We start from the raw sequence: 24,675 nt of genomic DNA, 5'->3' as shown, positions 1-24,675 counted from the left end.
AAGGAAGAATGTCTGGAATGTCCCAACACGCGGTATAGGCAGATTACCACAACCAAACTGATGAGTCTGCTATTGTTGTTACAGACAAAAAGAACAAAGCACCGGGCGGAGAACCGGTGCTTTGCTTTAGAGATATATTGATGTCGCGCTTATGCTAAAACGAGTTTGCTACCGAAATAAGCAACGGGTGATTTAGCCGTTTCTTCTTCAAATGTCACCATTTCCCAAGCTTCAGCATCAGCCAACAAGGCACGTAATAATTTGTTATTTACGGCGTGACCGGTTTTATAAGCTGTAAACTGGCCCAGAATAGTGTGATTACACATATACAGATCACCGATGGCATCCAGTAATTTATGCTTCACAAACTCATCTTCATAACGCAACCCTTCTTCATTTAGCACGCGGTAATCATCTAAGACAACCGCATTGTCCAGACTGCCACCTAATGCCAAATTTTGAGAGTGCAGATATTCAATATCCTTCATGAAACCAAATGTTCTGGCTCGGCTGATTTCTTTAGCAAATTTGCTGCCAGAGAAATCAAATACCAAATGCTGGTTCTGTTTGTCGAAAACCGGATGACGGAAATCTATTTTTAAATCCATACGGAAACCACGATGATAAGGCGCAAATTCGGCCCATTTATCACCATCTTCAACACGTATTTTCTTCTTAATACGGATGAATTGTTTAGGTAAGGATTGTTCTTCAATTCCACCCGATTGCAACAGATAGATAAATGGATGCGCACTGCCATCCATTACTGGCACCTCTGGTGCATCGACTTCGACATACAGGTTATCAATACCCAAAGAGGCCAGAGCCGCAGACAAATGTTCAACAGTAGAAATGCGAACGCCTTGTTCATTGACCAAAGCAGTACACAGGACTGTATCACGCACAAATTGAGCGTCTGCCCGCAGTTCAACCTCAGGTTGCAGATCAGTTCTGACGTAGACAATACCCGTATTCACCGGCGCAGGACGAAACGTCAGCGACACTTTGCGACCAGAATGTAAACCCACTCCGGTAGCATGAACTAGTTGCTTGAGCGTACGTTGTCTAATCATAAAAAATCCCTCAACACCGATCTTTTTTGAGCTATGGCTCATCGGGGCTACTGTAACACAGCTGCCATAGTGACGCTAATTTTTGTGCAGCCGGTCAGCTACACCTTAATATTAGCTTACTCGATATTAATCAGCCTGTTTGCGCAAAAATGCTGGAATATCCAGATAATCAGGCTCGCTACGTGGCTGCGGTTCAGCGTTTACCGTTTGCTGCTGCACCATGCGATCTTCAAAGCGAGGCGCATGAGTTTCGTGCATCATTGAACGCATTGGGCGCTGCTCAACTGATTTCTGTGCATTTTTAACCAATGTGATGTCTGGTTTACGTTCGTTACCAATACCAGTAGCAACAACCGTAACACGCAGTTCGTCTTCCAATGCAGGATCAATCACGGCACCAACAACAACGGTAGCATTCTCTGAAGCAAAGGCTTTCACTGCATTACCAACCGTTTCAAATTCTTCCATGGTCACATCCAGCCCAGCCGTAATGTTAACCAGAATACCTTTCGCACCAGCCAGATCAATATCTTCCAACAGAGGGCTAGAAATTGCTTTTTCAGCTGCTTCTTCTGCACGATCATCACCGCGCGCAGAACCAGTGCCCATCATGGCAGTACCCATTTCACGCATAACGGTACGAACGTCAGCAAAGTCGACGTTGATCAGACCTGGGCGAGTAATCAGCTCAGCAATACCCTGAACCGCACCCAGCAACACATTATTTGCTGCTTTGAATGCATCTAACAGACTGACCCCACGACCCAGTACCTTCAGTAACTTGTCATTAGGAATGGTAATTAAGGAGTCAACGTGTTTTGACAGTTCATCAATACCTTGCAGCGCATAGCTCATGCGCTTTTTACCTTCAAAATTAAAAGGTTTAGTAACAACAGCAACCGTCAGAATACCTAATTCTTTAGCGACTTCAGCAACAATTGGCGCAGCACCAGTTCCGGTACCACCGCCCATACCGGCAGCAATGAATACCATGTCTGAGCCATTCAGCATTTGACGAATTTCGTCGCGGTTTTCCAGTGCAGCTTCACGCCCTACATCTGGATTGGCACCAGCACCCAGGCCTTTGGTGATATTGGCACCAATCTGGATAGTGGTTTCCGCGCCTGAGTTACGCAGTGCTTGAGCATCCGTATTTACTGCAACGAAATGAACACCTTCAATGTTTTCGCGCAACATGTGTTCAACAGCATTACCGCCACCACCACCGATGCCGATAACTTTAATCAGCGCATCATCACCCTGACTGCCAACCGGTTCAAATGTAAACATGATTATCTCTCCGCCTTTGTTTCGCTTCCGCAAAAACTAGAATTCGCCTTTTAGCCAATTAGTGATCCGTTTAAACCAGCTTGTAACACTGGTCTTCTCACGGACATCTACTACAATTTGTCCTTGATGCAACTTACCGTATTGCAATAACCCTACTGCAGTTGCATAAGCCGGAGCTTCCACATAATCAGTAAGGCCTCGAATATTGGTTGGGTGACCGATACGAACCTGGCACTGGAATACCTGTTCAGCACACTCAACGATACCTTCAATTTCTGCCGCACCACCAGTTAATACCACACCGGCGGCTAACTGATGCTTAATACCCTGCGCTCTCAGTTCAGACTGAACACGCATGATCTCATCATGAACCATCCCCAGCAATTCGGTATACCGAGGTTCAATCACTTCAGCAAGAGTTTGTCGTTGTAAACTGCGAGCCGGGCGTCCACCAACACTAGGCACCTCAATGGTGTCTTCTTTGCTGACCAGACGTCCTAATGCACAGCCATAACGCATCTTTATTGCTTCAGCATCAACCGGTGGTGTCCCAAAGGCATAAGCAATATCACTGGTGACAGCTTGTCCAGCATAAGGGATCACTTTGCTGTAACGTAAGGCACCGCCAGTAAAGAAGGCAATATCCATGGTGCCGCCGCCGATATCGACAACGCAGACACCCAATTCCTTTTCGTCATCCGTTAATACGGCATAGCTGGACGCCAATGCAGAGAAAATGATTTGGTCAACTTTTAATCCAACACGTTCTACGCACTTTTCAATATTCCGCGCCATATCATTATGGCAAGTAATCAGGTGCACTTTTGCACCCATTCGAACACCCGAGAGACCTATTGGATTTTTGATCCCTTCCTGATAATCAATCGAATATTCTTGCGGGATGACATGCAGGACGCGATGTTCTTCCGGTAACCGAACAGACTTCGCCGTATGGATGACATTATCTACATCATCCTGTGTTACTTCTTCGTCGGAAATAGGCACAATCCCTTTTTCATTCCGACATTCAATATGTTTTCCGGAAATACCAAGGAATACTGATGAAATATGGCACTGTGCCATCATTTCAGCTTCTTCTACTGCGCGTTGTAATGATTTAACGACTGACTCTAAGTCGTTAACACCACCTTTATCCATTCCCTTTGCAGCATGGGTTCCCAGACCAACAATATTGACCTCTCCATCGGGCAGCACTTCACCAACCAAAACGGCAATTTTGGTTGTTCCTATATCAAGTCCGACTATCAGATTTCTGTCTGGGGTTTTGGTCATCACCACTCCCTTCTTGTTGTTTCCAGCCGACAGCTACACCAGTGTCATAGCGAAGATCGATGTAATCGATCGCTTCTCTATTGTCCAATTTTGGGTAGACATCAATAAATTGTTGTAATTTCACCAGCATATCATTTCGACCGAGGATCAATTTCAGTCCTGATGCCAGCTTAATCTCCCACGAATGACGGTTAGTCATTCGCACTGCCGTCACGTGGTATCCATTTAATGCCAGCAATCTTTCGAATTGCTGGTATTGATCCCAAATTTTTCCGGCCATGTCATCTGGTCCATAAAGCTGAACCAGCGTCTTTTTCAGCCTATCTCGCGGCGCCTTAAAAATCGCACCACGAATACTGAGCAATCTGTCATCTCCCCAAAGTGCACAGGGAGTTTGTTCTACAATGTACACATATAACAGTGCAGGCCAACGTTTGCGTATCGATGACTGATAAACCCACGGTAATGATTCAACTTCTTTTTGTAGTTGATTCACATCCAACTTAAAAAAGTTGTTGGTCTGTGGGTTAGTTGCCAAGACTTTGCGAATTTCCTCAGTATTGACATACTCAAGATCGCCCTGTACCACTAAACCGCTTACCGGAATTTTATCTTCATCAAATAACCAACGACGTATATCTGTCGCGGTTGACCACAAACCAATCACCACCGAAACAAAAAACACGATCCCAAATAAAAACTCACCCCGGGTACGTGTTGTTGTTTCCGTATTTTGCCTGCGACCTCCAACTGGCGCTGAATCCTGCCCATCGGAGGTTAATCGCGCCTGTCGCACATCTTCACCTTAGCCAATATTCACATTCAGGTTGACGCCGCATTATAGCGGTACGCCAAGATCGGTCAAAACTGTTTGGGACTTATTCAACCCCATTTTTATCAGTAAATTTGATTAATTTACTGTTTCATCATATTAATGTTCAGTTTCAACTCAGCTAGCTTACGGGAAAGCTGACCAATGTTACCAGCACCCTGTGTCAGAACAACATCGCCATCTTTTAATACCTCAGCCAATACCGCCGGAACTTCGCCTGGCGTCGCCACAAAGATAGGGTCAACCACACCACGCTGACGGATAGAACGACATAAACTACGACCATCAGCACCAGGAATGGCCTCCTCTCCTGCCGAATAGACATCCAGCATGATCAGGACATCTACTTTTGCCAGTACTTCAGCAAAATCGTCATAAAGATCACGTGTACGGGTATAGCGGTGAGGTTGAAAAATCATTACTAAACGACGATCTGGCCAAGCAGCACGAGCAGAGGCAAGCGTGGCTCGTACCTCTGTCGGATGATGACCGTAATCATCTAACAGCAACGCTTTACCAGCTCCGGTCTCAAATTCACCGTATTGTTGGAAACGACGCCCCACACCAGCAAACTGCGCTAACGCATCAGTAATTGCCGCTGTTGAAATACAGTCTTCCAGTGCTACCGCAACAGCCGCTGCAGCATTCAATGCATTGTGGCGTCCAGGCAAATTAAGACTCAATGGTAATATTGATCCATCTTGTAACCGGAGTTGAAAACGGCTCTGGCTCCCCTCCTGAACAAATTCCTGCACTTGGACATCAGCATCATCACTATATCCGTAGGTAATAGTGGAGCGTCCGATCTCGGCCAGTAAACCACGAATGACCGGGTCATCGATACAAACCACTGCCAGCCCGTAAAAGGGTAAGTTATGCAGAAACTCAAGGAATGTGGCACGTAATTTAGCGAAGTCGCCACCATACGTATCCATGTGGTCGGCTTCGATGTTGGTCACAATGGCCACCATCGGTTGTAAATGCAGGAAAGAAGCATCACTTTCATCTGCTTCTGCAATCAGGTAACGACTGGTTCCTAGACGGGCGTTAGTGCCTGCACTATTCAGCAAACCACCAATGACGAAGGTAGGGTCAGCACCGGCTTGCGCATAAATACTGGCGATAAGGCTGGTTGTCGTTGTTTTGCCATGAGTACCGGCGATGGCAATACCGTGACGGTAGCGCATCAATTCAGCCAGCATTTCAGCACGACGCACCACAGGGATCCGCATTTCGCGCGCAGCAATAATTTCAGGATTGTCCCCATGGATCGCGGTAGATACAACCACTACGCTCGCACCATGTACATTTTCCGATTTATGCCCAATCTGAATATCAGCACCCAGTGATTCCAGATGCTCAGTCACCCGGTTACTGGCAATATCTGAACCACTGATTTGATAGCCTTCATTAGCCAGAACTTCCGCAATGCCGCCCATTCCCGCGCCACCGATACCAATAAAATGAATTCGGCGTACACGACGCATTTCCGGGATCATGGTTCTTAATTTGGCTAACTCAACCTTTGTCATTTACGTTCGGTTCTCTTAATTAAATTAGTGCCTTGCATTCACTTACAACACGATCAGTCGCATCAAGAATTGCTGCAGATCGGGAAAGCTGAGCCATCTTTTGTAGCTGTTTAGGATCAGTCTGCCAACGGGCGATCAATTCTGACAATGTATCGACTGACATTTCTTTTTGCGGCATCAGTACCGCAGCGCCTCGTGTCGTTAAGCTTTCTGCATTTTTGGTTTGATGATCATCGACTGCATGTGGAAGCGGCACAAAAATCGCGGGAACCCCAACAGCCGCCACTTCGGCCACCGTTAAAGCGCCCGCACGACAAATCAATAAATCGGCCCAGTCATACGCAGCAGCCATATCTGAAATAAATTCAGTCACGGCAACAGTTGAGATACCCAGCGATTGATATAAATCACCAACAAGTTCGGCATTACCTTTACCTGATTGATGCCGGATATCAATATTGTTTAATTTAGCCAGTGCATGGGGAACGATTTGATTGAGCGGTCGAGCGCCCAAACTCCCCCCCACGATCAGTATTTTTAACGGGTTACTGCTGTCGTAATGTTTTAGTGGCTTTTGAGCCAACGACAGAAACTCATCGCGCACGGGATTACCCACGACACGTGAACGTTTGGTGGTTGGGAATGCGCCAGCGAACCCCATCAGAATACGTGTTGCAATTTTGGCCAAGAGACGGTTTGTCAAACCGGCTGCCGCATTCTGTTCATGCAAGACAAGAGGAATACCTAACAATTTTGCTGCTACACCACCTGGGCCAGCTGCATATCCACCCATACCCAATACGATATCTGGCCGGAGACGACGTAAGATCAGGAGTGCTTGCAACACTGCTTTAGCAATTTGAAAAGGAGCCAATAATTTACGAACAATACCGTGATTACGTAATCCCCGGATATTGATGAATTCTATCGGGAAACCATTTGCTGGAACTAACGTTGCTTCCATGCGATCCGGTGTTCCCAACCAATGAATATTCCACCCCTCATTTTGCAGGCGATGTGCGACTGCCAAACCGGGAAAAACATGGCCTCCAGTGCCCCCCGCCATGATCACAATGCTGCGACTCATGCGGCCTCCCGCTGAATGACATGACTGGTATCGAGTCGACGTTCAAAATCAATACGCAATAAAATGGCCACAGCCATCGTGATTGCAATCAAACTGGAACCACCATAACTGACTAAAGGTAATGTTAGCCCTTTTGTCGGCAGCATACCTGCGGCTGCACCCACGTTAACAACTGTCTGAAAACTGAACCAGATACCAATGCCACAGGCAAAATAACCCTCAAAAAACTTATTACGTAACAATGCCATTCGCCCAATCTGCAGTGCCTTCATTGCCAGTAATAATTGAAGAAGCAACACCACCAACACACCAAAATAACCCAATTCTTCACCCAGGATGGCAAACACAAAGTCTGTATGCGCTTCTGGCAAATAGGACAGTTTCTGAACTGAATTACCAAGCCCCTGCCCCCAAAAACCGCCGCGACCAAATGCCATCAAAGATTGCGTGAGCTGATAACCACTGCCGAATGGATCAGCCCAAGGGTCAAGAAATGATGTCACGCGTCGCATACGGTAGGGTTCAAAGACCACCAGCCCGACTAATGCAACAATCCCGGCTGCAATGATAGCGATGAACTGGACAACCTTGGCACCACCAATAAACAACAAACCAAAAGTACAAACGAATAATACGATCACCGATCCCAGATCAGGTTGCGCCAACAACATGATGGCTAACAGAAAAACCACCGCCAACGGCTTGATAAATCCGATAAGATTTCCGCGTACTTCATCACTGCGACGAACCAGATAACTGGCAATAAAGGCAATGAGAGCCAGCTTGGCCAGTTCAGCTGGTTGAATGTTAAAAAAACCAAACCCAATCCAGCGTTTAGCACCGTTGACTGTACGGCCGACTGCCAATACTGCAAATAAAAGACTTAATGCTCCAATCAGTAAACGACCGCTCCATTCCTTCCAACGTTCAATGGGCACATAAAGAGTAGCAACGCCTAGCACAATACAGATAACCAAGAAAATCAAATGACGCTTGGTAAAATAAAACATGTCACCACCGGGCCCTTCTTTAATTGAAGCCGAGGCAACCATCATCAAACCAATCGCCATCAGTGAAAACATCAATGCCAAGAGGCTGCGATCATAAAAAGACGGACGTTCAGGCACAAACCAACGCCATACAGCTTTGATAACTGTGTTGAAGACCCCCGTCATAACGCATTCACCAAGTTAGCAAAGTATTGACCACGATGCTCAAAACTCCGAAACTGATCCAGACTGGCACATGCAGGAGCCAGCAATACCCAGTCACCCTCTTGTGCTTCTGCCGCCACAGCATGAACTGCATCCTCTAAATTAGCAGCACGTTGGGTATTCTCCGCGAGAGACATCAGGATATCTGCATCCTGGCCAAAACAGACCATGCGATAAATTTGGCTGGCCAATAAAGGTTGTAACGGGGAAAAATCCTGCCCTTTCCCTTGTCCTCCTGCCAATAGCCACAGACGACCTTGTACACTTTCGCCAACTCCAGCGACTGCCGCTAATGTAGAACCCACATTCGTTGCCTTTGAATCATCGATCCAACGAACGCCATTGACGTCACGTACAAACTGACAACGATGGGCCAATCCGGTAAATGATCGCAATACAGCCAGTTGTGCTGACTGCGGAATACCTACCGCATCCGCTAATGCCATAGCGGCCAGCGCATTCATCTGGTTATGTACACCAACAATATGCAGTGCAGATACCGGAAGTACAGGTTTGGAATGAATGCTTAACCACCACTCATCATCACATTGAATTCGACCATAAGCAGTACTGTTGAGACCAAAACTTTGCCAGTAAGACATCAGAGGCGGTAATGTCGCCGTATCATCACGATTCACAACAATGTGTTTGGCATGATTAAAGATACGTTGTTTGGCTGCCAGATAACCTGCCATACCATCGTAACGATCCAAATGATCTTCGCTCAGATTAAGAATCACTGCGGCTGCAGGTTGCAATGATGAGGTTGTTTCCAATTGAAAGCTGGATAGTTCCAAGACATATAAATCAGCAGGCTCCAGTAATAAATCGAGCGCCGGAGTCCCAATATTGCCACCAACCCCCACGTTATAACCGGCCTCTTTTGCCATCAGACCAACTAATGATGTGACCGTACTTTTACCGTTAGAACCCGTGATGGCAACAATCGGCGCTTTCGCTTCACGAGCAAACAACTCAATATCGCCGACGATTTCAATTCCAGCCGCTTGGGCAGCCTGTAATGCTGGTGTTGACAGCGCAATACCTGGGCTAGCCACAATCAGTGATGCTGATAATAAAACTTCTGTATCTAACGGCCCGGTAAGCAGGCGACAATCAGTGGGCAGCGACTCTTTTCCTGGCGGATTATTCCGTGTATCCATCACCAGCGGGGTAATACCGCGTTGGCGAAAATAATTGACACACGAAAGCCCTGTTTTGCCCAATCCGATAATGACAACCTGCTTCATTCCGTAATTACCTCAGTTTCAGGGTGACCAGACCCAGTAACACCAGCACCAATGTAATGATCCAAAAACGCACAATCACACGTGGTTCAGGCCAGCCTTTTAATTCATAGTGATGATGAATAGGTGCCATGCGGAAAATTCGCTGCCCGCGTAATTTATACGAGCCAACCTGCAGAATGACCGACATTGTCTCCATGACAAACACACCACCCATGATGAACAACAGAAATTCTTGTCGCACCAGAACGGAAATCACACCCAGAATGGCACCCAGTGCCAGAGAACCAACATCCCCCATGAACACTTGAGCCGGATACGTGTTAAACCATAGAAAACCTAAACCAGCGCCAATAATGGCGGTACAGATCACCATGAGCTCAGAGGCATTAGCCACATAGGGAATATGCAGATAAGTGGCAAAATTGTAGTTCCCGGTTGCCCAGGCAATTAATGCAAAACCAGCCGCGACCATGACGGTAGGCATGATCGCCAATCCATCCAGACCATCGGTCAAATTGACCGCATTAGATGCACCGACGATGACAAAATAAGTCATTAAAATAAACATGATCCCAAGCTGTGGCATCACTTCTTTGAAAAAAGGCACCACCAGGGTTGTTTGTGAATCTGTCGTCGCGGTTGCATACAGGAAAAAAGCCACCAGCAATGCGGAGGCGGATTGCCAGAAATATTTCCAGCGGGCAATCAAACCGTCCGGATTTTTACGAATGACTTTTCTGTAATCATCGATAAAACCGATCGTGCCAAAACTCACTAAGACAAAGAGAACAACCCAGACATAAGGATTACTCAGGCGAGCCCAAAGAATGACAGACGAGAATATCGACAGCAGGATCATGATCCCCCCCATTGTTGGGGTTCCTGCCTTACTAAAATGTGATTCAGGACCATCGTTACGGACAACTTGTCCAATCTGCAACAGTTGCAGACGACGGATCAGGCGTGGCCCCATCCAGAGTGCAAAGCCTAATCCAGTTAAAATGGACATAATCGCCCGGAAGGTCAGATAAGAGACCACATGGAAAAGGGAAAAATGGGGCGATAACAACTCCGCCAACCATACTAACATGTTTGTTCCTCACAGGATTTTACAAAAGCGACTACCTCTTCCATACGAGCACTACGTGCACCCTTGGCGAGAATAGTCATCGGTCGTTGGTGTTGCATTAGTTGATGCAACGCCTGATACAAACTTGGTTTATCAACAAAATGTTGCCCCGCGGCAGCCTCTGCAGTATGACGCGACAATTCACCGACAGTTAAAACGGCATCCAGCTGTTTCAAACGCGCGTGTTCACCAATTTGGCGGTGCAACTCTGCCGCATCAGACCCTAACTCGCCCATATCGCCAAAGGCAAGCACCCTATAACCGGGCATCACCGCCAATGTATCAATGGCAGCCATAACCGACTGCACGCTGGCATTGTAGGTATCGTCAATCAGTGTCAAATCATCGGATAACTTCTGAACACAAAACCGCCCTTTAACTGGGCGCATATTGTCTAAACCAGATTTAATCTGAGTCAACGACAAGCCAAAAGCGGTGGACACAGCCGCTGCAGCCAGCGCATTACTGACATTATGTAGCCCAGGGAGTGGCAGTTGAAGGTCGATCCGACCTTGCGGCGTTACCATAGTGAAACTGGCAACACCTTGTTCATTCTGTTTAATATTTTCTGCATGAAAATCCGCTTTTGAATTTCCAACACCAAAACTGAGTGTTTTTACAGTCAGGATTTCACGCCACCAATTAAAGAATTCGCTGTCAGCATTGATAACCGCAGTACCCTGCGCAGATAGGCCAGAAAAGATTTCTGTTTTAGCAACAGCCACCCCTTGTAATGAGCCAAAGCCCGCCAAATGTGCTGCTGCCACGTTATTAATGACAGCGACATCGGGTCTGACCAGGGAAGTCGTCCAGGCTATTTCGCCAGGATGGTTAGCGCCAAGCTCTACTACGGCATAACGTTCGTTAGGCGTTAAGCGCAGCAAGGTTTGAGGGACGCCAATTTCATTATTCAAATTGCCTTGTGTCGCCAAGACAGGCGCGACCTGTTGCAAAATAGCTGCGCACATCTCTTTTAACGTCGTCTTACCGCAGCTACCGGTAATGGCCACAATCTGTAGATCAAGCTGTTCACGCACCCAGGCACCAATCTGCCCAAGCGCAATGCGGGTGTCGGCAACCAATATTTGCGGAACATCAAGAGCGGGGATCAACCGGGAGACAACTAAAGCAACCGCACCCTGAGCAACAGCCTGCTCAACAAACTGATGAGCATCAAACCGCTCGCCTTGCAACGCCAGAAACAAAGCACCCGCAGTCACCGTGCGTGTATCCGTGCTAACTAACTGAATGATCTGGTTAGCATCCTGACAATTCAGTAACTGTCCATCAGTTACTTCAGCGATTTGTGCCAATGAAATTGGTATCACGATCTTGCTCCTAGTAACTGCATCACGGTTTCCCGATCACTGTAATGATGTTTTTCTTTACCGATGATCTGATAATCCTCATGGCCTTTACCCGCGACCAAAATAATATCGCCAGCCTCAGCCTGAGATAGTGCCAATTGAATTGCTTTAGTGCGGGAATGTTCGACATAAACGGATTCTGGTTTTTGCAAACCAACACGCATATCCGCGATAATGGCCGCAGGATCTTCTGTGCGAGGATTATCATCGGTCAGGATGACTGTATCAGCCCATTGCTCTGCAATAGCTGCCATTTGAGGCCGCTTACCTTTGTCGCGATCACCACCACAGCCAAATAAACAAAATAAGCGTCCATGGCAATGCTGTCTGGCTGCTTGTAATGCCTTTTCCAGACCATCAGGGGTATGAGCGTAATCAACCACGACTAATGGTTGATGCTGAGCACCAAAACACTCCATGCGACCCGTTACTGGTTGCAGGCGGGAGGCCGTCTGACAAAGCGTCTCAAAGTCGTACTGCAAAACCAACATCACCGCCAACGCTGCCAATAAATTCGATGCATTAAACTTCCCGAGCAGGGGCGCAGATAATACACCATCTCCCCATGAAGAGTGAATGCTGATAGTTATACCGTGCGGATGATATTTTACGTCTGACGCATAAACGAATGGACCTGAATGATCCGGCAAACGCTGATCAATGGCATACACGACGGATTGCGGCATGTGTTCTATCCAGTTTCGCGCCGTTGCATCATCCGCATTCAAAATACAATGCTCTGGTGCTGCCTGTTTGAAAATCAGTCGCTTGGCGTCGGCATAAGCCTGCATTGTATGGTGATAGTCTAAGTGATCACGGCTCAGATTGGTGAAAACGGCAACTGCAAATTGTAAAGCAGACACTCGATGCTGCACCAGACCATGAGAGGAAACTTCCATGGCTGCGATAGACACTTTTTCGGCGACAAAACGAGCCAATTCTTGTTGAATCGAGATGGCACTACCGGTTGTATTCTCTGTCGCCTGTAACTGACCAAACAAACCATTCCCTAACGTACCTAAAATCCCTGCGCGCTCGCCCAATAGTTCAGCCCAGTTGGCAATCAATTGTGTGCTGGTACTTTTACCATTGGTGCCCGTTACGCCCACCAAGGCCAATTTTTCTGCCGGATGATTGTAAAACCGGCCAGCGAGTTCACTGATTTTTTCAGCAAGCGCCGGAACAGGAATGCATGGAATATTCAGTTGTGGTGGCGTAAATGCATCGAAATTATCAAATAAAATAGCCGCTGCCCCACGTTGTTCAGCTTGTTGCATAAACTGACGGCCATCTATTGCATGCCCTTTCAACGCCAAAAATAAGGAGCCAGGCTGCAATAATCTGGTATCCAGTTGAATATCAGTCAACTCAATGGCTGGCGCCTGTATGTTCAGTGCGGATAACAACTGATCAAGAGCGAGTGGCATTTTTCTTTCCCTCACTGCGTTGCGCTGTGTTGGATTCATCTTTTAAATCAGGTAACGCATCAGGCGGCACATTATATAACTGCAAAGCACTGCTCATAACTTCAGCAAAAGTAGGACCTGCGACAGAACCACCATAATAGGACGCACCATGAGGTTCATTAATGATGACGACCATAGCAAATCGTGGATTACTAACCGGAGCAAACCCAGCAAAAGTACCCACGTAGTCTTTACCATATCCGCCTGCGGTAGCTACCTTTGCCGTCCCTGTTTTACCCGCAACCCGGTAACCTGGTACAGCCGCTTTACCGCCAGTACCGCCTTCTTCCACCACCCCTTCCAGTGCATGAATGACTTGCTCAGCAATTTCAGGCGAGACAATACGTTGTCCCTGCGGTGCATGGGCTACTTTCAGAATAGAAACCGGTTTACGAATCCCTTTGTTGGCTAGCGCCGCATATGCGCCCGCTAGTTGTAATGGCGTGACACGCAGACCATATCCGAAACCTAATGTCGCCAGCTCTATATTTGACCAGCGACTGCGCATCGGGATCATGCCTGAACTTTCCCCCATCAGCCCAGTTCCAGATTCCTGACCTAAGCCGAACTCTTCCATTTTGCCAGTGATCCATTGTGGTTGCATGCGCATGGCAATATGCGCCATCCCGATATTGGAGGAATACCGCAGAATATCGTATAACCCGCCAGAGGCCATATGATGGCTGTCAGTCACAATATGTCCGCCGACCGCAAAAGGCCGGGTGTCCAAAATTTCCTTCCAGTTGATAACACCATGCTCCAGCGCACTCATCGCCACAATCGGTTTTACCGTAGAGCCTGGTTCATATGTATCTGTTACCGCACGGTTACGGGCACGGAAGCTTTCATACTGTTCGCGGTTATTCGGGTTATATGACGGTGTATTCACCATTGCTAATACTTCGCCGGTTGCCACATCCAGCAAGACTAACGAGCCCGAAGTCGCTTTGTTCACTTCGGTTGCGTATTTCAACGAACGGTAGGCAATGGCCTGCAGACGCTCATCAATACTCAGCACCAAGTCGTTCGCTTTCTTGCCTTCTTTAACGACACCAATGTTCTCGATGACATGTCCCTGCCGATCTTTCCGAATTTTATACTCAGAAGGAGTCGAACTCAGCCAATCATTAAATGAACGCTCGATGCCCTCGATCCCTGCACCATCAATGTTGGTATTACCGACCAGATGGGCACTGATTTCACCGCTTGGATAATAACGACGGGTTTCCTGACGCAGATGCAAACCCGGCAATTTTAATTTAGAGATATAGTCTGCAACAGAAGGGGTAATTTGACGCTGCAAATAGACAAACCGCCGTTTAGGATCAGCCACACTGGCGGTCAATTTGCGCATATCAAGACCCAGCACATCGGCTAACGCCATCCACGCTGCGGTATTTTTTAAGCCATCGGCATCATGAATTTCTTTCGGGTCAGCCCAGACCGCCTCCACTGGAACCGAAACGGCCAGTTCTTCCCCATTGCGATCAGTCACCATACCGCGATTGGATGGATCTGCAGTTGTACGTAACGAACGCATATCACCTTCCTGACGCAGACGGTCAGGCTGAATAACTTGTATCCAGGCAGTACGCGCCACCAATCCGCAAAAGCCAATCAAGATGAAGCCAAGCAGCAGGACGAAGCGCCACGGAGCGACACCAGTATCGTACTTTTTATTATTTCTTTTAGTATTTGCTTTCATGGTAGGCTAATCATCTTTTCTTCGAGAGGTTTAGGCCGTTTCATCTCCAGTTTTACCTTGGCGATATCAGAAACGCGTGAATGTTCAGCTAACGCATTTTGTTCCAAGACCAGATGCCGCCATTCGACTTCCAAGTCATCGCTAACACTTTGTAGTTTGTTTAGTTCGGCAGTTACTGTGCGAGTGTCGTCAGTTACCACAATGGTGGTCATGGCAGAGCCCAAAATCGCCAAACCTAAAATGACCTGAAACAGATGCCGTTTCAGATCCATTAAAATCAAGAAGGCAAGATTCAGCCGACGTTCCATCCTCAACCTCCCAAACGCTCAGCAACACGTAACACGGAACTACGTGAGCGCACATTTTCAGAGACTTCACTGTCCCCGGGTTTGATGGCTTTACCAACCGAACGCAGTGTTTGTGTTTTCCGGATCTGATCTTCCGTGATTGGCAATCCTTTCGGTGGTTGCACACCTTTTTCCTGCTGACGAATAAACTGCTTAACCAGACGATCTTCCAGTGAATGGAAGCTGATCACAGCCAAACGTCCCCCCGGAGCCAGAACAGACAAAGATGCCTGCAATGTCTGTTCAATCTCTTTCAATTCCTGATTTACATGAATACGTAATGCCTGAAAGCTACGTGTGGCCGGGTGCTTATGCTTTTCTTTGATCGGGACGACACGGGCAATCATGTCGGCCAATTGTTTGGTTCGGGTATAAGGTGTTGTCGCTCTGTCCGCAACAATAGCCCGCGCAATGCGGTTGGCAAAACGTTCTTCGCCATAGGTCCGCAGCACCCATGCAATATCATCTGCTTCCGCATAAGCCAACCAATCTGCCGCACTCTCTCCATGCAATGGGTCCATGCGCATATCCAGCGGACCATCATTCATAAAGCTAAAACCACGTTCGGCTTCATCCAGTTGTGGTGATGAAACGCCGAGATCCAGCAGCAAACCGTCAACTTTGCCTAACAGGCCTCGCTCTGCCATATAGTCGTGCAATGAAGAAAAGGGGCCGGAAATAATTTCAAATCGGGGATCTTGCCATGTCTTGGCAACAGCGACCGCCTGAGGATCACGATCGATAGCGTACAGACGACCAGCAGGGCCCAACTGCTGCAAAATCAGCCGGGAATGACCACCGCGGCCGAATGTGCCGTCCACGTAAACGCCGTCAGGGCGAATAGCCAGCCCGTCCACCGCTTCCTGCAACAGCACAGTGATATGTTCCATTAATATTTATCCCCAGTGCTAAAGTGAAAAATCACGCAGCTTGTCTGAAGTAGCCCAGTTCATATCCGGCAATGCCTGAATGTCCTCATCCACTTGCTGCAGCCAGCGAGCCTCACTCCAGATTTCAAATTTATTTAATTGACCAACCAACATGATCTGTTTATCCAGCCCGGCATGCTGACGCAACGGCGCAGACAATAGCAGCCGGCCATTGCCATCCAATTCACACTCGCAGGCGTAGCCCAACAACAACCGCTGCAAACGACGTTCAATTGGATTCATGCTGGAAAGGGATTTCAGCTTTTTCTCTACTTCTTCCCATTCATTCAGTGGGTATAAGAGCAGGCAGGGATTTGCAATATCAATGGTGCAGACAAGCTGGCCCTCGCACTCTTCGCGAAGCCAGTCTCTGTACTTAGTCGGAACTGCTAACCGCCCTTTCGTATCCAGGGTGATTGCGTGTGCCCCACGTAGCATGCCGCACCTTGCTGTATGGTTATATCCTGCCAGCCGAAGAATATTGCAGGTTCATTCTACAGAACTCCACAATATCCCACTTTTTTCCACCTAAGAAGTGTAAGGAGGCCTATGACCCTTTGCAAGCGTCTGCCGCAGGGTATCAGCAAGAACTGCTAACGTTTTTTTTCATTCCTCAGTAAAGCGGCTGATTTTTCAACAAAATGCCTTTTTATGAAAAATGATCAGTTTGCGAAGTGAGTCACTTTTATTACTCGTTTTTGCAGGATATTTGGCGATTTCTGACAAACCCCTTATGCTGCGCACACATGAATAATCTCTATCAGAGTGACGGCAATGAAAACTAATCTCATTACCCGAGCCGGATGGCAAAAGCTCGAAGATGAACTCAAGTATCTCTGGAAAGTGAAGCGCCCCCAAGTCACACAAGCGGTGTCAGAAGCCGCCGCATTAGGCGATCGCAGCGAAAATGCCGAATACAAGGAAGGGAAACGTGAGCTTCGCGCCATTGATCGTCGGTTGCGCTTTCTGACCAAACGATTGGATGCCCTCAAAATTGTTGAATACTCCCCGCAACAAGAAGGAAAGGTCTATTTTGGGGCCTGGGTGGAACTTGAAAACGACCAGGGTGATATCGTTCATTACCGGATTGTCGGTACAGATGAAATAGATACCAAAAATAATTATATCACGATTGATTCCCCGATGGCCCGCGCACTCATTGGTAAACAGGTTGATGACGAAGTGCGGGTTAATACGCCTTCCGGTGAGAAAGAGTGGTACATCAATAAAATACAATACCAGCCGTTCGTCTGAAAATAACGGCGTGAAACATGAGGATAAATATGCCTTCGATTAATCAAATCATTGCGGATGAACTTAATGCCAGCAATGAGCAGGTGGCTGCAGCCGTACAATTACTGGATGACGGAGCCACTGTTCCCTTTATCGCTCGTTACCGTAAAGAAGCCACAGGTGGATTGGATGACACTCAACTGCGTCATCTGGAACAGCGTTTAAGTTATCTGCGTGAAATGGAAGATCGTCGGCAAACCATTCTCGCCTCGATCAGTGAACAGGGAAAACTTTCTGACGAACTCAAAGCCGATATTCTGGCTGCAGATACCAAAACACGTCTGGAAGATTTATACCTGCCCTATAAACCCAAACGACGGACAAAAGGTCAGATCGCCATTGAAGCCGGTCTGGAACCATTGGCGGAAAGTTTGCTGGCTGATCCAGAACTGGATCCAGAACAGGAATCACAAAAATACCTGAATGCGGAATACCAAATTACCGACAGCAAAGCTGCACTGGATGGGGCCCGTTATATTCTGATGGAACGGTTTGCCGAAGAAGCCGGGCTGCTGGAAAAACTACGCAGTTATCTCTGGCAATCGGCCATGCTGCGTTCGCAAGTCATTGAAGGTAAACAGGCAGAAGGTGCTAAATTCAGCGATTATTTTGATCATCAGGAAGCCATTGCAAAAGTCCCATCCCACCGGACACTGGCCATGCTGCGTGGTCGGAATGAAGGTTTTTTAGCACTGAGCCTGCATGTTGAGCAAACGGGTGACATTCATCCTTGTGAACAGATGATCGCGCACTATTTTGACTTATCGTTCCAGGGTCGCCCGGCGGATAAATGGCTGCAAAGTGTCGTAAACTGGACCTGGAAAATTAAGCTTTCCCTGCAGATGGAAACAGAACTGATCGGCCGCCTGCGGGATGCAGCCGAAACAGAAGCCATCCGGGTATTTGCCAGCAATCTGAAAGATTTGCTGATGGCTGCCCCTGCCGGCATGAAGGCCACCATGGGTTTGGACCCCGGTATTCGTACCGGTGTAAAAGTCGCGGTCGTCGATGAAACCGGTAAAGTCGTGGCTGTGCATACAGTTTATCCGTTTGAACCCAAACGCCAATATGATCAGGCGATTGAGATCCTCTATGCCTTGTGTGAACAATTTAATGTCAGATTGATCAGTATCGGTAATGGCACCGCATCGCGCGAAACCGACCGTTTGGTTGCCGATATGTTCCACCGTCATCCGCAATGCAAAGCACAGAAAGTCGTCGTCAGTGAAGCGGGCGCGTCTGTTTATTCCGCGTCGGAATTGGCCGCGCAGGAATTCCCACAACTCGATGTTTCACTGCGCGGTGCAGTCTCGATTGCGCGACGCCTGCAGGATCCTTTGGCAGAGTTGGTAAAAATTGAACCGAAAGCCATCGGGGTTGGTCAATATCAACATGATGTCAGCCAAAACCAACTGGCACACAATCTGGATACCGTCGTGGAAGATTGCGTGAATGCGGTCGGCGTTGATGTGAATACAGCCTCCGTGCCCTTACTGACCCGCGTTTCCGGCTTAAGTAAAACGCTGGCACAGAACATTGTTAGCTATCGCGATGAAAATGGCGCTTTTCAGGAGCGCCGAGAGTTGCTCAAGGTGGCTCGTTTAGGCCCGAAAGCCTACGAACAGTGTGCCGGCTTCCTGCGAATTCGGGATGGAAAGAATCCATTGGATGCGTCGTCAGTGCACCCGGAAGCCTACCCGGTCGTAGAAAAAATAATCCGCCAATTAGACAAACCCGTTTCGGAACTGATTGGCAATAGCCGACTGCTGAAATCGTTGAAACCGGCTGACTATGTTGATGAACATTTCGGGATCCCAACCGTCACCGACATCTTGCAGGAATTGGATAAACCGGGCCGAGATCCGCGACCTGAATTTAAAACCGCGACCTTCCGCGAAGGGGTTGAGGAATTAAAAGATCTGAAACCGGAGATGATTCTGGAAGGAGTCGTGACCAATGTGACCAACTTTGGTGCTTTTGTTGACATCGGGGTTCATCAGGACGGTTTGGTGCATATTTCTGCCCTGACCAACCGCTACATCGCCGATCCGAGAGAAGTGGTGAAAGCTGGTGATATTGTCAAAGTCAAAGTCGTGGAAGTGGATATTCCCCGCAAGCGCATTGCCCTGACCATGCGTCTGGATGATGAAACCACCAAATCACATCATGGCAAAACGCAACACGAGCCGGCATCGGCCAAACACAGAGAACATCACCACCACAAGGCTCATGCCAAGCCCGAGCAGCATTCCAGCAATAGTGCATTTGCAGCCGCGTTTGCCAAGGCGAAACGGAAATAAACTGCATCGCAGAATGATGTTGGATCAGGCGTAAATACTCATGGCCGTCTGTGGTTGCGGACGGCCTGAGGAGAGATAACGATTTGAGATCGTGTCGTTGCGCTGTTGCATTGACGAAGCGGTATTGTTGCCAGATGCGCTGTCTTGGTTGGTGCTTCCGCTGCCTGATTTCCGTTTCGACAATTCACTGCGGGCTTTCATGGCCATGCTCGCCGCTTGTGCCGCTACTTTCCTGTCCTGAGACGAAGGATCGGCCGGTGCTAATGCCGCATTTTCCACTTGCGTCATTTTATTGATGGTGGCCTGAGGATTATTGGGCACAGGCGACACATCAATGTTGACATGCCCTCCGGTCGCATAGCTTTTGCCATCCGGCCCTTGCGTCATGTCATAGGAGGGGGCGCTGGCATATTGTCCACCAACGGATTGATGCGCCTGCTCGTGCGTCCGAACTTCGGCATCTCGTTTTTTGAGATCCTGAACGGCCTGCTGTTCTTTTGGATTTTTCTCTTTATCTTGCCCTGAATCAGAAGATGAATTGTCACCAGACGAAGTCTGCTGCTTGTCTTTTGATTGATCAGCCGCTGCCGTCACCGCATCAGAGGAGGTCGAGGACGAATCTGATTGCGACTGACTGGCATTGCTTTTTATCGATGCCAGCGAATAGGTATCTGCAGACTGTTTTTTAGTAGGCGGATTGATGTAAGCCGGAGATGGGCTGGTTGAATTATCCTGTCGATTATCTGTCTGCCCTGCCTTGCTTTCCTCCGGCTCTGGAATGCGTTCCCGCCGGACATTATCCCGCTTTGCCGCCTCAGTGGTCGGCTGCAGTGCCAAAGGCACAAAATTGGGATAGGAAGGGGCGACGTTCATAATAATTACACGTGAATATCCAGTAACGAACCCAGCATCTGATCAGCGCGTTTGATCACCGCCACAGAGCTCTTGCCTTGTATCTCGGCTGTTTTCAACTGCACCAGAGAATCAGGCAACGAGTCATTCTGCTGCACAGATACCCCCTGAGCACTGCCAGAAGCCTGAGCACTGCCAGCTGAAGGTAGCGTTTGTTGAGCAATTTTGCTGGCTGCACTGTCCATCTGTGCTGTTGCTTTCTGTAATCCGAACACGCCAGAGGAAAACGCGCTATTAATATTCATGCAAATGCTTCCGACACTCGTTAATCAGCCTGTATTAATTATCGATGACAAACGCGGATAATAACAACGTTTGTCGCACATTTTTTAGCCTAAAAAAGTCTGTAGTTCCAGAGCAAACTGCTGGGCATGCGAAATAAACGGCGTATGCGCTGCCTGCGCAAAAACAACTGAACAACAATCGGGAATTAAAGATTCAATCTGAGTGACTGCCGCAACAGGAACCAAACTATCGAGTCGCCCATATAAGCCCAGAACCGGACACTGCAGTTGGGATAACTGCGCACGAAGATCCACCGACTGTAACAAATCCAAGCCTGCACTGAGCGCGATAGGCATCGCGTCAGGGCGTAGCTGCAACCCCTGTTTTAACCGTCGGATATCTTCTTTTGCCGTGGCGCTGCCCATCGACTGAATAGCCAGAAAACGCTCTATCGTCTTTCGGGTGTCCTGCTGTAATAAAGCATTGAATCCGGCTAATACCTCAGCCCGGATACCTGGCCAATCAGTTTGTTGTAAAAAACAGGGCGAACTGGCAGTCAGAATTAAGCGCTGAATGCGGGCAGGATGATCGAGCGCCATACGTAATGCCAGTAATCCGCCCATGGACCAGCCCAGCACATGAAATTGTGGCGGTAACTCAGCCAATACGGTTTCACTCAACGCGCTTAAGTCATACTTGCTCATGACCATGTCACGACTATGGCCAAATCCCGGCAGATCGACCAAATGCAACCGGTAGTGCTGCTGAAGATACGGAATCACTTCCTGCCACACTGCACCATTTAATCCCCATCCATGCAGTAACACCAAATCAGGCCCGCGACCTAGCTGTTCAATATAAACACTCATTATTCATCCATCAGCACTTGCCTCAGATAACAACATGATACCCAGCCTGTTCCACCGAAGCGAATATGATTGCTTTCGTTAAGTTGGCGCATCGTGGATCTTGTTTACTTTTTGCGCACCAAATAAGTTCACAATAATCTATCAACGCCTCATTGATGTGCGTCGTCTGCACCATTTTGCTCATAGCACAGGCAGGAATGTTATTTTTGAGCCATTTTTAATGTGATCCAGGTTGGCATAATTCCTGCGAAGGAAATATCAGGTTAGTGACATCCTCGTCCGACCAACGAGTTCTCAGACCTCCGATTGTCGAGATCAGGACACGGTATTATCAGGGAGATATCTACAATGAAACGATTGTTTGCAATCTTGGCGCTGGTGGGGGCTTTCGGGCTGGCAACACCAGCATGGAGTGAAGATGCCGCACCAGCAGCATCCACCTCAGTCGCAACCGCAGCTCCGGCTGCAACTACAGCAGCACCTGCTGCTACGGCCACTGCGGCACCCGCTGCAGCGGCTGCAACACCAGCAGCTGCGCCTGTTGACACCGTTAATAAAGGCGATAACGCATGGCTGATGGTATGTTCTGCGTTTGTTATTCTGATGTCTATTCCTGGCATTGCGCTGTTCTACGGCGGCTTGCTGCGCAGCAAAAATATGCTTTCCATGCTGATCCAGGTATTGATGGTATTCAGTCTGGTTACTGTGCTGTGGGTTATCTATGGCTATAGCCTGGCCTTTACAGAAGGAAATGCTTTCTTCGGCACCTTGAGCAAAGCGTTCCTTAAAGGGGTGACTCCGGATTCTATTGCAGCGACCTTCAACAAGGGTATCGGTGTTTCCGAATTTATCTATGTCGCATTCCAGGGTGCGTTTGCAGCCATTACCTGCTGTCTGATTCTGGGTGCTTTCGCTGAACGCATCCGCTTCTCTGCCGTACTGCTGTTCATCGTGTTCTGGTTCACGCTGTCTTATGTGCCAATGGCACACATGGTGTGGTACTGGGCTGGTCCTGATGCCTACACAAGTGCAGCTGCAGCCGATGCTGCCAATGCAACTGGTGGTTGGTTATTCCAGCACGGTGCTCTGGACTTCGCCGGTGGTACAGTCGTTCATATCAACGCTGCGGTTTCTGGTCTGGTCGGTGCCTACTTCCTGGGTAAACGTGTCGGTTTTGGCCGCGAGTCCATGGCGCCACACAGCCTGACTATGGTTATGATTGGCGCAAGCTTGCTGTGGTTCGGCTGGTTCGGTTTCAACGCCGGTTCTGCACTGGAAGCTAACGGTACGGCTGCGCTGGCATTCGTGAACACTTGGGCTGCAACTGCTGCTGCAACTCTGACCTGGACTTTTGCAGAATGGGCGCTGAAAGGCAAACCTTCTATGCTGGGTGCTGCGTCTGGTGCTGTTGCTGGTCTGGTTGCCATTACTCCTGCTGCCGGTTTCGTCGGTGTCATGGGCGGTATCGTGATCGGTGGTCTGGCTGGTGTTGTTTGCCTGTGGGGCGTACACGGTCTGAAACGCATGCTGAACGTTGACGATTCTCTGGACGTATTTGGTGTGCACGGTATTGGCGGTATGCTGGGTGCGATCCTGACCGGTGTATTTGCTTCACCAGATCTGGGCGGTACAGGTGTATGGGATTACGTGGCCAATGCTGTTGCGCCTACTTACTCCATCCCTGACCAAGTGAAAATTCAGGCCATTGCAGTAGCAACCTCTATTATCTGGTCTGGTCTGGTGTCTATTGTTGGTTACTTCATCGTTGACAAGCTGGTAGGTCTGCGTGTTCCTGTGGAAGCAGAACGCGAAGGTCTGGACCTGACTTCTCACGGCGAACGTGCTTACAACAACTAAGATTTCACCATCCATTTAAAAGGCACCCTCGGGTGCCTTTTTTATTGCCTGATTAAAAGCCTTCAGAAATAACTAAGCTGTGGAGACATCAACGTGTGCGTTGAATCTCACCATTAAATAGGAGGAGTAACTTCCAGATATTGACCGTTGATATCTCTGCGATAATAGCGGCCTTCTTTGAGGTAATAACGAATACCTCTGACATCGATGACCGTCATCGGAGAAAGGTTGGGGTTGGTCACAACAGGTGGATTGATGATAACCGGAGGTGAGGCCACTACTGGAGGATTATTAATGACCGTCACATTAGTTGGTGCTTGAACTTGCTCATAACGATCACCGTGCATCATGTACCACAGGTTATCCAGAACAAAATAGGTGACCCCAGCCGCAATCACGGTTTTATAGCCGGGAGGCATCACCCGATAGTAACGGGGGTGTTCGCGATAGCGGTCTGCATACGCTGGTGATGTTAAAACAGGGAGTAACACTGCGCCGAGTAATACCAACCCGATTTGACGTGTTTTCATGTTTTTCTCCATTACATTACACGTGTAGTTAATTTAGCGTAGACCGCATTTATCACCAGTTTATGTGAATTTGTGACAAAGTTTTTCAGGTCATATATCCCTAGCCCGAAAGTAACGACAGGCACCCTCCGGGGAGTTATTTCATTACAGTAAGCACATCGATCTCTTCTGTCAT

General features: G+C 48.2%; 22 protein-coding genes. 3 read left to right on the top strand and 19 right to left on the bottom strand.

Going from position 1 to position 24,675, the window contains the following annotated elements; all coding sequences use genetic code 11:
* Positions 1–149: 149 nt before the first annotated feature.
* From lpxC to mraZ, 15 genes are all read right to left on the bottom strand, one after another.
* On the bottom strand, positions 150–1,073 hold the full coding sequence (lpxC, locus tag H027_RS0111050; RefSeq protein WP_024872520.1) for a UDP-3-O-acyl-N-acetylglucosamine deacetylase: 924 nt from the start codon (positions 1,071–1,073) through the stop codon (positions 150–152).
* A 126-nt stretch (positions 1,074–1,199) separates the two neighbouring features.
* Positions 1,200–2,363 carry a cell division protein FtsZ gene (gene ftsZ, locus H027_RS0111045; protein ID WP_024872519.1) on the bottom strand — a complete coding sequence of 388 codons (1,164 nt, stop codon included), beginning with the start codon at positions 2,361–2,363 and terminating at the stop codon, positions 1,200–1,202.
* A 36-nt stretch (positions 2,364–2,399) separates the two neighbouring features.
* On the bottom strand, positions 2,400–3,656 hold the full coding sequence (gene ftsA, locus H027_RS0111040) for a cell division protein FtsA (RefSeq protein WP_024872518.1): 1,257 nt from the start codon (positions 3,654–3,656) through the stop codon (positions 2,400–2,402).
* Complete coding sequence (locus H027_RS0111035) at positions 3,616–4,452, bottom strand: cell division protein FtsQ/DivIB (protein ID WP_024872517.1); 837 nt, start codon at positions 4,450–4,452, stop codon at positions 3,616–3,618. Before H027_RS0111035 ends, ftsA begins: the two co-directional genes overlap by 41 nt.
* 119 nt (positions 4,453–4,571) lie before the next feature.
* Positions 4,572–6,020: a UDP-N-acetylmuramate--L-alanine ligase gene (gene murC, locus H027_RS0111030; protein ID WP_024872516.1), complete on the bottom strand. Its 1,449-nt coding sequence runs from the start codon at positions 6,018–6,020 to the stop codon at positions 4,572–4,574.
* A 19-nt stretch (positions 6,021–6,039) separates the two neighbouring features.
* Positions 6,040–7,107, bottom strand: a complete 1,068-nt coding sequence (gene murG / locus H027_RS0111025) for an undecaprenyldiphospho-muramoylpentapeptide beta-N-acetylglucosaminyltransferase (protein ID WP_024872515.1) — start codon at positions 7,105–7,107, stop codon at positions 6,040–6,042.
* Complete coding sequence (gene ftsW / locus H027_RS0111020; RefSeq protein ID WP_024872514.1) at positions 7,104–8,282, bottom strand: cell division protein FtsW; 1,179 nt, start codon at positions 8,280–8,282, stop codon at positions 7,104–7,106. The genes murG and ftsW overlap by 4 nt, the downstream gene beginning before the upstream one ends.
* The gene (murD, locus tag H027_RS0111015; RefSeq protein WP_024872513.1) at positions 8,279–9,571 is read right to left on the bottom strand and encodes a UDP-N-acetylmuramoyl-L-alanine--D-glutamate ligase; all 1,293 of its coding nucleotides are present in this window, start codon (positions 9,569–9,571) and stop codon (positions 8,279–8,281) included. Before murD ends, ftsW begins: the two co-directional genes overlap by 4 nt.
* Before the next feature lie 7 nt (positions 9,572–9,578).
* A complete protein-coding gene (gene mraY / locus H027_RS0111010; RefSeq protein WP_024872512.1) occupies positions 9,579–10,661 on the bottom strand; it encodes a phospho-N-acetylmuramoyl-pentapeptide-transferase in 1,083 nt (360 codons plus the stop codon).
* Positions 10,655–12,028, bottom strand: a complete 1,374-nt coding sequence (gene murF, locus H027_RS0111005) for a UDP-N-acetylmuramoyl-tripeptide--D-alanyl-D-alanine ligase (RefSeq protein WP_024872511.1) — start codon at positions 12,026–12,028, stop codon at positions 10,655–10,657. Before murF ends, mraY begins: the two co-directional genes overlap by 7 nt.
* Positions 12,025–13,494, bottom strand: a complete 1,470-nt coding sequence (murE, locus tag H027_RS0111000; RefSeq protein ID WP_024872510.1) for a UDP-N-acetylmuramoyl-L-alanyl-D-glutamate--2,6-diaminopimelate ligase — start codon at positions 13,492–13,494, stop codon at positions 12,025–12,027. Before murE ends, murF begins: the two co-directional genes overlap by 4 nt.
* Positions 13,478–15,238 carry a penicillin-binding transpeptidase domain-containing protein gene (locus H027_RS0110995; RefSeq protein ID WP_024872509.1) on the bottom strand — a complete coding sequence of 587 codons (1,761 nt, stop codon included), beginning with the start codon at positions 15,236–15,238 and terminating at the stop codon, positions 13,478–13,480. The genes murE and H027_RS0110995 overlap by 17 nt, the downstream gene beginning before the upstream one ends.
* Positions 15,235–15,546, bottom strand: coding sequence for a cell division protein FtsL (ftsL, locus tag H027_RS0110990; RefSeq protein ID WP_024872508.1), 312 nt, complete (start codon positions 15,544–15,546; stop codon positions 15,235–15,237). Before ftsL ends, H027_RS0110995 begins: the two co-directional genes overlap by 4 nt.
* Positions 15,547–15,548: 2 nt before the next feature.
* Complete coding sequence (gene rsmH, locus H027_RS0110985) at positions 15,549–16,475, bottom strand: 16S rRNA (cytosine(1402)-N(4))-methyltransferase RsmH (RefSeq protein ID WP_024872507.1); 927 nt, start codon at positions 16,473–16,475, stop codon at positions 15,549–15,551.
* Positions 16,476–16,493: 18 nt separating this feature from the next.
* Positions 16,494–16,952, bottom strand: coding sequence for a division/cell wall cluster transcriptional repressor MraZ (gene mraZ / locus H027_RS0110980; protein WP_024872506.1), 459 nt, complete (start codon positions 16,950–16,952; stop codon positions 16,494–16,496).
* A 336-nt stretch (positions 16,953–17,288) separates the two neighbouring features.
* Here mraZ and greB point away from each other — a divergent pair, with 336 nt between their 5' ends.
* Positions 17,289–17,768 carry a transcription elongation factor GreB gene (greB, locus tag H027_RS0110975; RefSeq protein ID WP_024872505.1) on the top strand — a complete coding sequence of 160 codons (480 nt, stop codon included), beginning with the start codon at positions 17,289–17,291 and terminating at the stop codon, positions 17,766–17,768.
* A 29-nt stretch (positions 17,769–17,797) separates the two neighbouring features.
* Positions 17,798–20,107 carry a Tex family protein gene (locus tag H027_RS0110970; protein ID WP_038149256.1) on the top strand — a complete coding sequence of 770 codons (2,310 nt, stop codon included), beginning with the start codon at positions 17,798–17,800 and terminating at the stop codon, positions 20,105–20,107.
* 24 nt (positions 20,108–20,131) lie between these two features.
* Here the strand turns inward: H027_RS0110970 and H027_RS0110965 are convergent, their stop codons facing one another.
* From H027_RS0110965 to bioH, 3 genes are all read right to left on the bottom strand, one after another.
* Positions 20,132–20,980: a putative metalloprotease CJM1_0395 family protein gene (locus tag H027_RS0110965; protein ID WP_024872503.1), complete on the bottom strand. Its 849-nt coding sequence runs from the start codon at positions 20,978–20,980 to the stop codon at positions 20,132–20,134.
* Between the two features lie 5 nt (positions 20,981–20,985).
* Positions 20,986–21,264 carry a hypothetical protein gene (locus H027_RS0110960; RefSeq protein ID WP_024872502.1) on the bottom strand — a complete coding sequence of 93 codons (279 nt, stop codon included), beginning with the start codon at positions 21,262–21,264 and terminating at the stop codon, positions 20,986–20,988.
* 84 nt (positions 21,265–21,348) lie between these two features.
* Positions 21,349–22,113: a pimeloyl-ACP methyl ester esterase BioH gene (gene bioH / locus H027_RS0110955; RefSeq protein ID WP_024872501.1), complete on the bottom strand. Its 765-nt coding sequence runs from the start codon at positions 22,111–22,113 to the stop codon at positions 21,349–21,351.
* Positions 22,114–22,461: 348 nt separating this feature from the next.
* On the opposite strand from bioH, the gene amt reads away from it, so the two are divergent.
* Positions 22,462–23,970 (top strand): ammonium transporter, encoded by a 1,509-nt coding sequence (gene amt / locus H027_RS0110950; protein WP_024872500.1) that lies wholly within the window; start codon positions 22,462–22,464, stop codon positions 23,968–23,970.
* A gap of 113 nt (positions 23,971–24,083) precedes the next feature.
* Here amt and H027_RS0110945 read toward each other — a convergent pair whose 3' ends face one another.
* Entirely contained in the window at positions 24,084–24,500 is a 417-nt protein-coding gene (locus H027_RS0110945) for a hypothetical protein (RefSeq protein ID WP_024872499.1), read from the bottom strand.
* Positions 24,501–24,675: the final 175 nt, after the last annotated feature.

The sequence above is a fragment of the Tolumonas lignilytica genome, from assembly GCF_000527035.1.
Taxonomy (GTDB): Bacteria; Pseudomonadota; Gammaproteobacteria; order Enterobacterales; family Aeromonadaceae; genus Tolumonas; species Tolumonas lignilytica.
The sequence above is the reverse complement of the archived record's forward strand: the minus strand, read 5'-3'. Positions and strand labels throughout refer to the sequence as shown.

Coding starts and splice junctions, on each gene's coding strand:
- mraZ (WP_024872506.1), bottom strand. CDS start 16,952: ATGCTACGTGGGGCACACGCAATCACCCTGGATACGAAAGGGCGGTTA.
- murD (WP_024872513.1), bottom strand. CDS start 9,571: ATGAAGCAGGTTGTCATTATCGGATTGGGCAAAACAGGGCTTTCGTGT.
- ftsZ (WP_024872519.1), bottom strand. CDS start 2,363: ATGTTTACATTTGAACCGGTTGGCAGTCAGGGTGATGATGCGCTGATT.
- H027_RS0110995 (WP_024872509.1), bottom strand. CDS start 15,238: ATGAAAGCAAATACTAAAAGAAATAATAAAAAGTACGATACTGGTGTC.
- murG (WP_024872515.1), bottom strand. CDS start 7,107: ATGAGTCGCAGCATTGTGATCATGGCGGGGGGCACTGGAGGCCATGTT.
- mraY (WP_024872512.1), bottom strand. CDS start 10,661: ATGTTAGTATGGTTGGCGGAGTTGTTATCGCCCCATTTTTCCCTTTTC.
- ftsA (WP_024872518.1), bottom strand. CDS start 3,656: ATGACCAAAACCCCAGACAGAAATCTGATAGTCGGACTTGATATAGGA.
- H027_RS0110965 (WP_024872503.1), bottom strand. CDS start 20,980: ATGAACGTCGCCCCTTCCTATCCCAATTTTGTGCCTTTGGCACTGCAG.
- murE (WP_024872510.1), bottom strand. CDS start 13,494: ATGCCACTCGCTCTTGATCAGTTGTTATCCGCACTGAACATACAGGCG.
- lpxC (WP_024872520.1), bottom strand. CDS start 1,073: ATGATTAGACAACGTACGCTCAAGCAACTAGTTCATGCTACCGGAGTG.
- ftsL (WP_024872508.1), bottom strand. CDS start 15,546: ATGGAACGTCGGCTGAATCTTGCCTTCTTGATTTTAATGGATCTGAAA.
- ftsW (WP_024872514.1), bottom strand. CDS start 8,282: ATGACGGGGGTCTTCAACACAGTTATCAAAGCTGTATGGCGTTGGTTT.
- H027_RS0110970 (WP_038149256.1), top strand. CDS start 17,798: ATGCCTTCGATTAATCAAATCATTGCGGATGAACTTAATGCCAGCAAT.
- bioH (WP_024872501.1), bottom strand. CDS start 22,113: ATGAGTGTTTATATTGAACAGCTAGGTCGCGGGCCTGATTTGGTGTTA.
- H027_RS0110960 (WP_024872502.1), bottom strand. CDS start 21,264: ATGAATATTAATAGCGCGTTTTCCTCTGGCGTGTTCGGATTACAGAAA.
- H027_RS0110945 (WP_024872499.1), bottom strand. CDS start 24,500: ATGAAAACACGTCAAATCGGGTTGGTATTACTCGGCGCAGTGTTACTC.
- amt (WP_024872500.1), top strand. CDS start 22,462: ATGAAACGATTGTTTGCAATCTTGGCGCTGGTGGGGGCTTTCGGGCTG.
- murC (WP_024872516.1), bottom strand. CDS start 6,020: ATGACAAAGGTTGAGTTAGCCAAATTAAGAACCATGATCCCGGAAATG.
- rsmH (WP_024872507.1), bottom strand. CDS start 16,475: ATGGAACATATCACTGTGCTGTTGCAGGAAGCGGTGGACGGGCTGGCT.
- greB (WP_024872505.1), top strand. CDS start 17,289: ATGAAAACTAATCTCATTACCCGAGCCGGATGGCAAAAGCTCGAAGAT.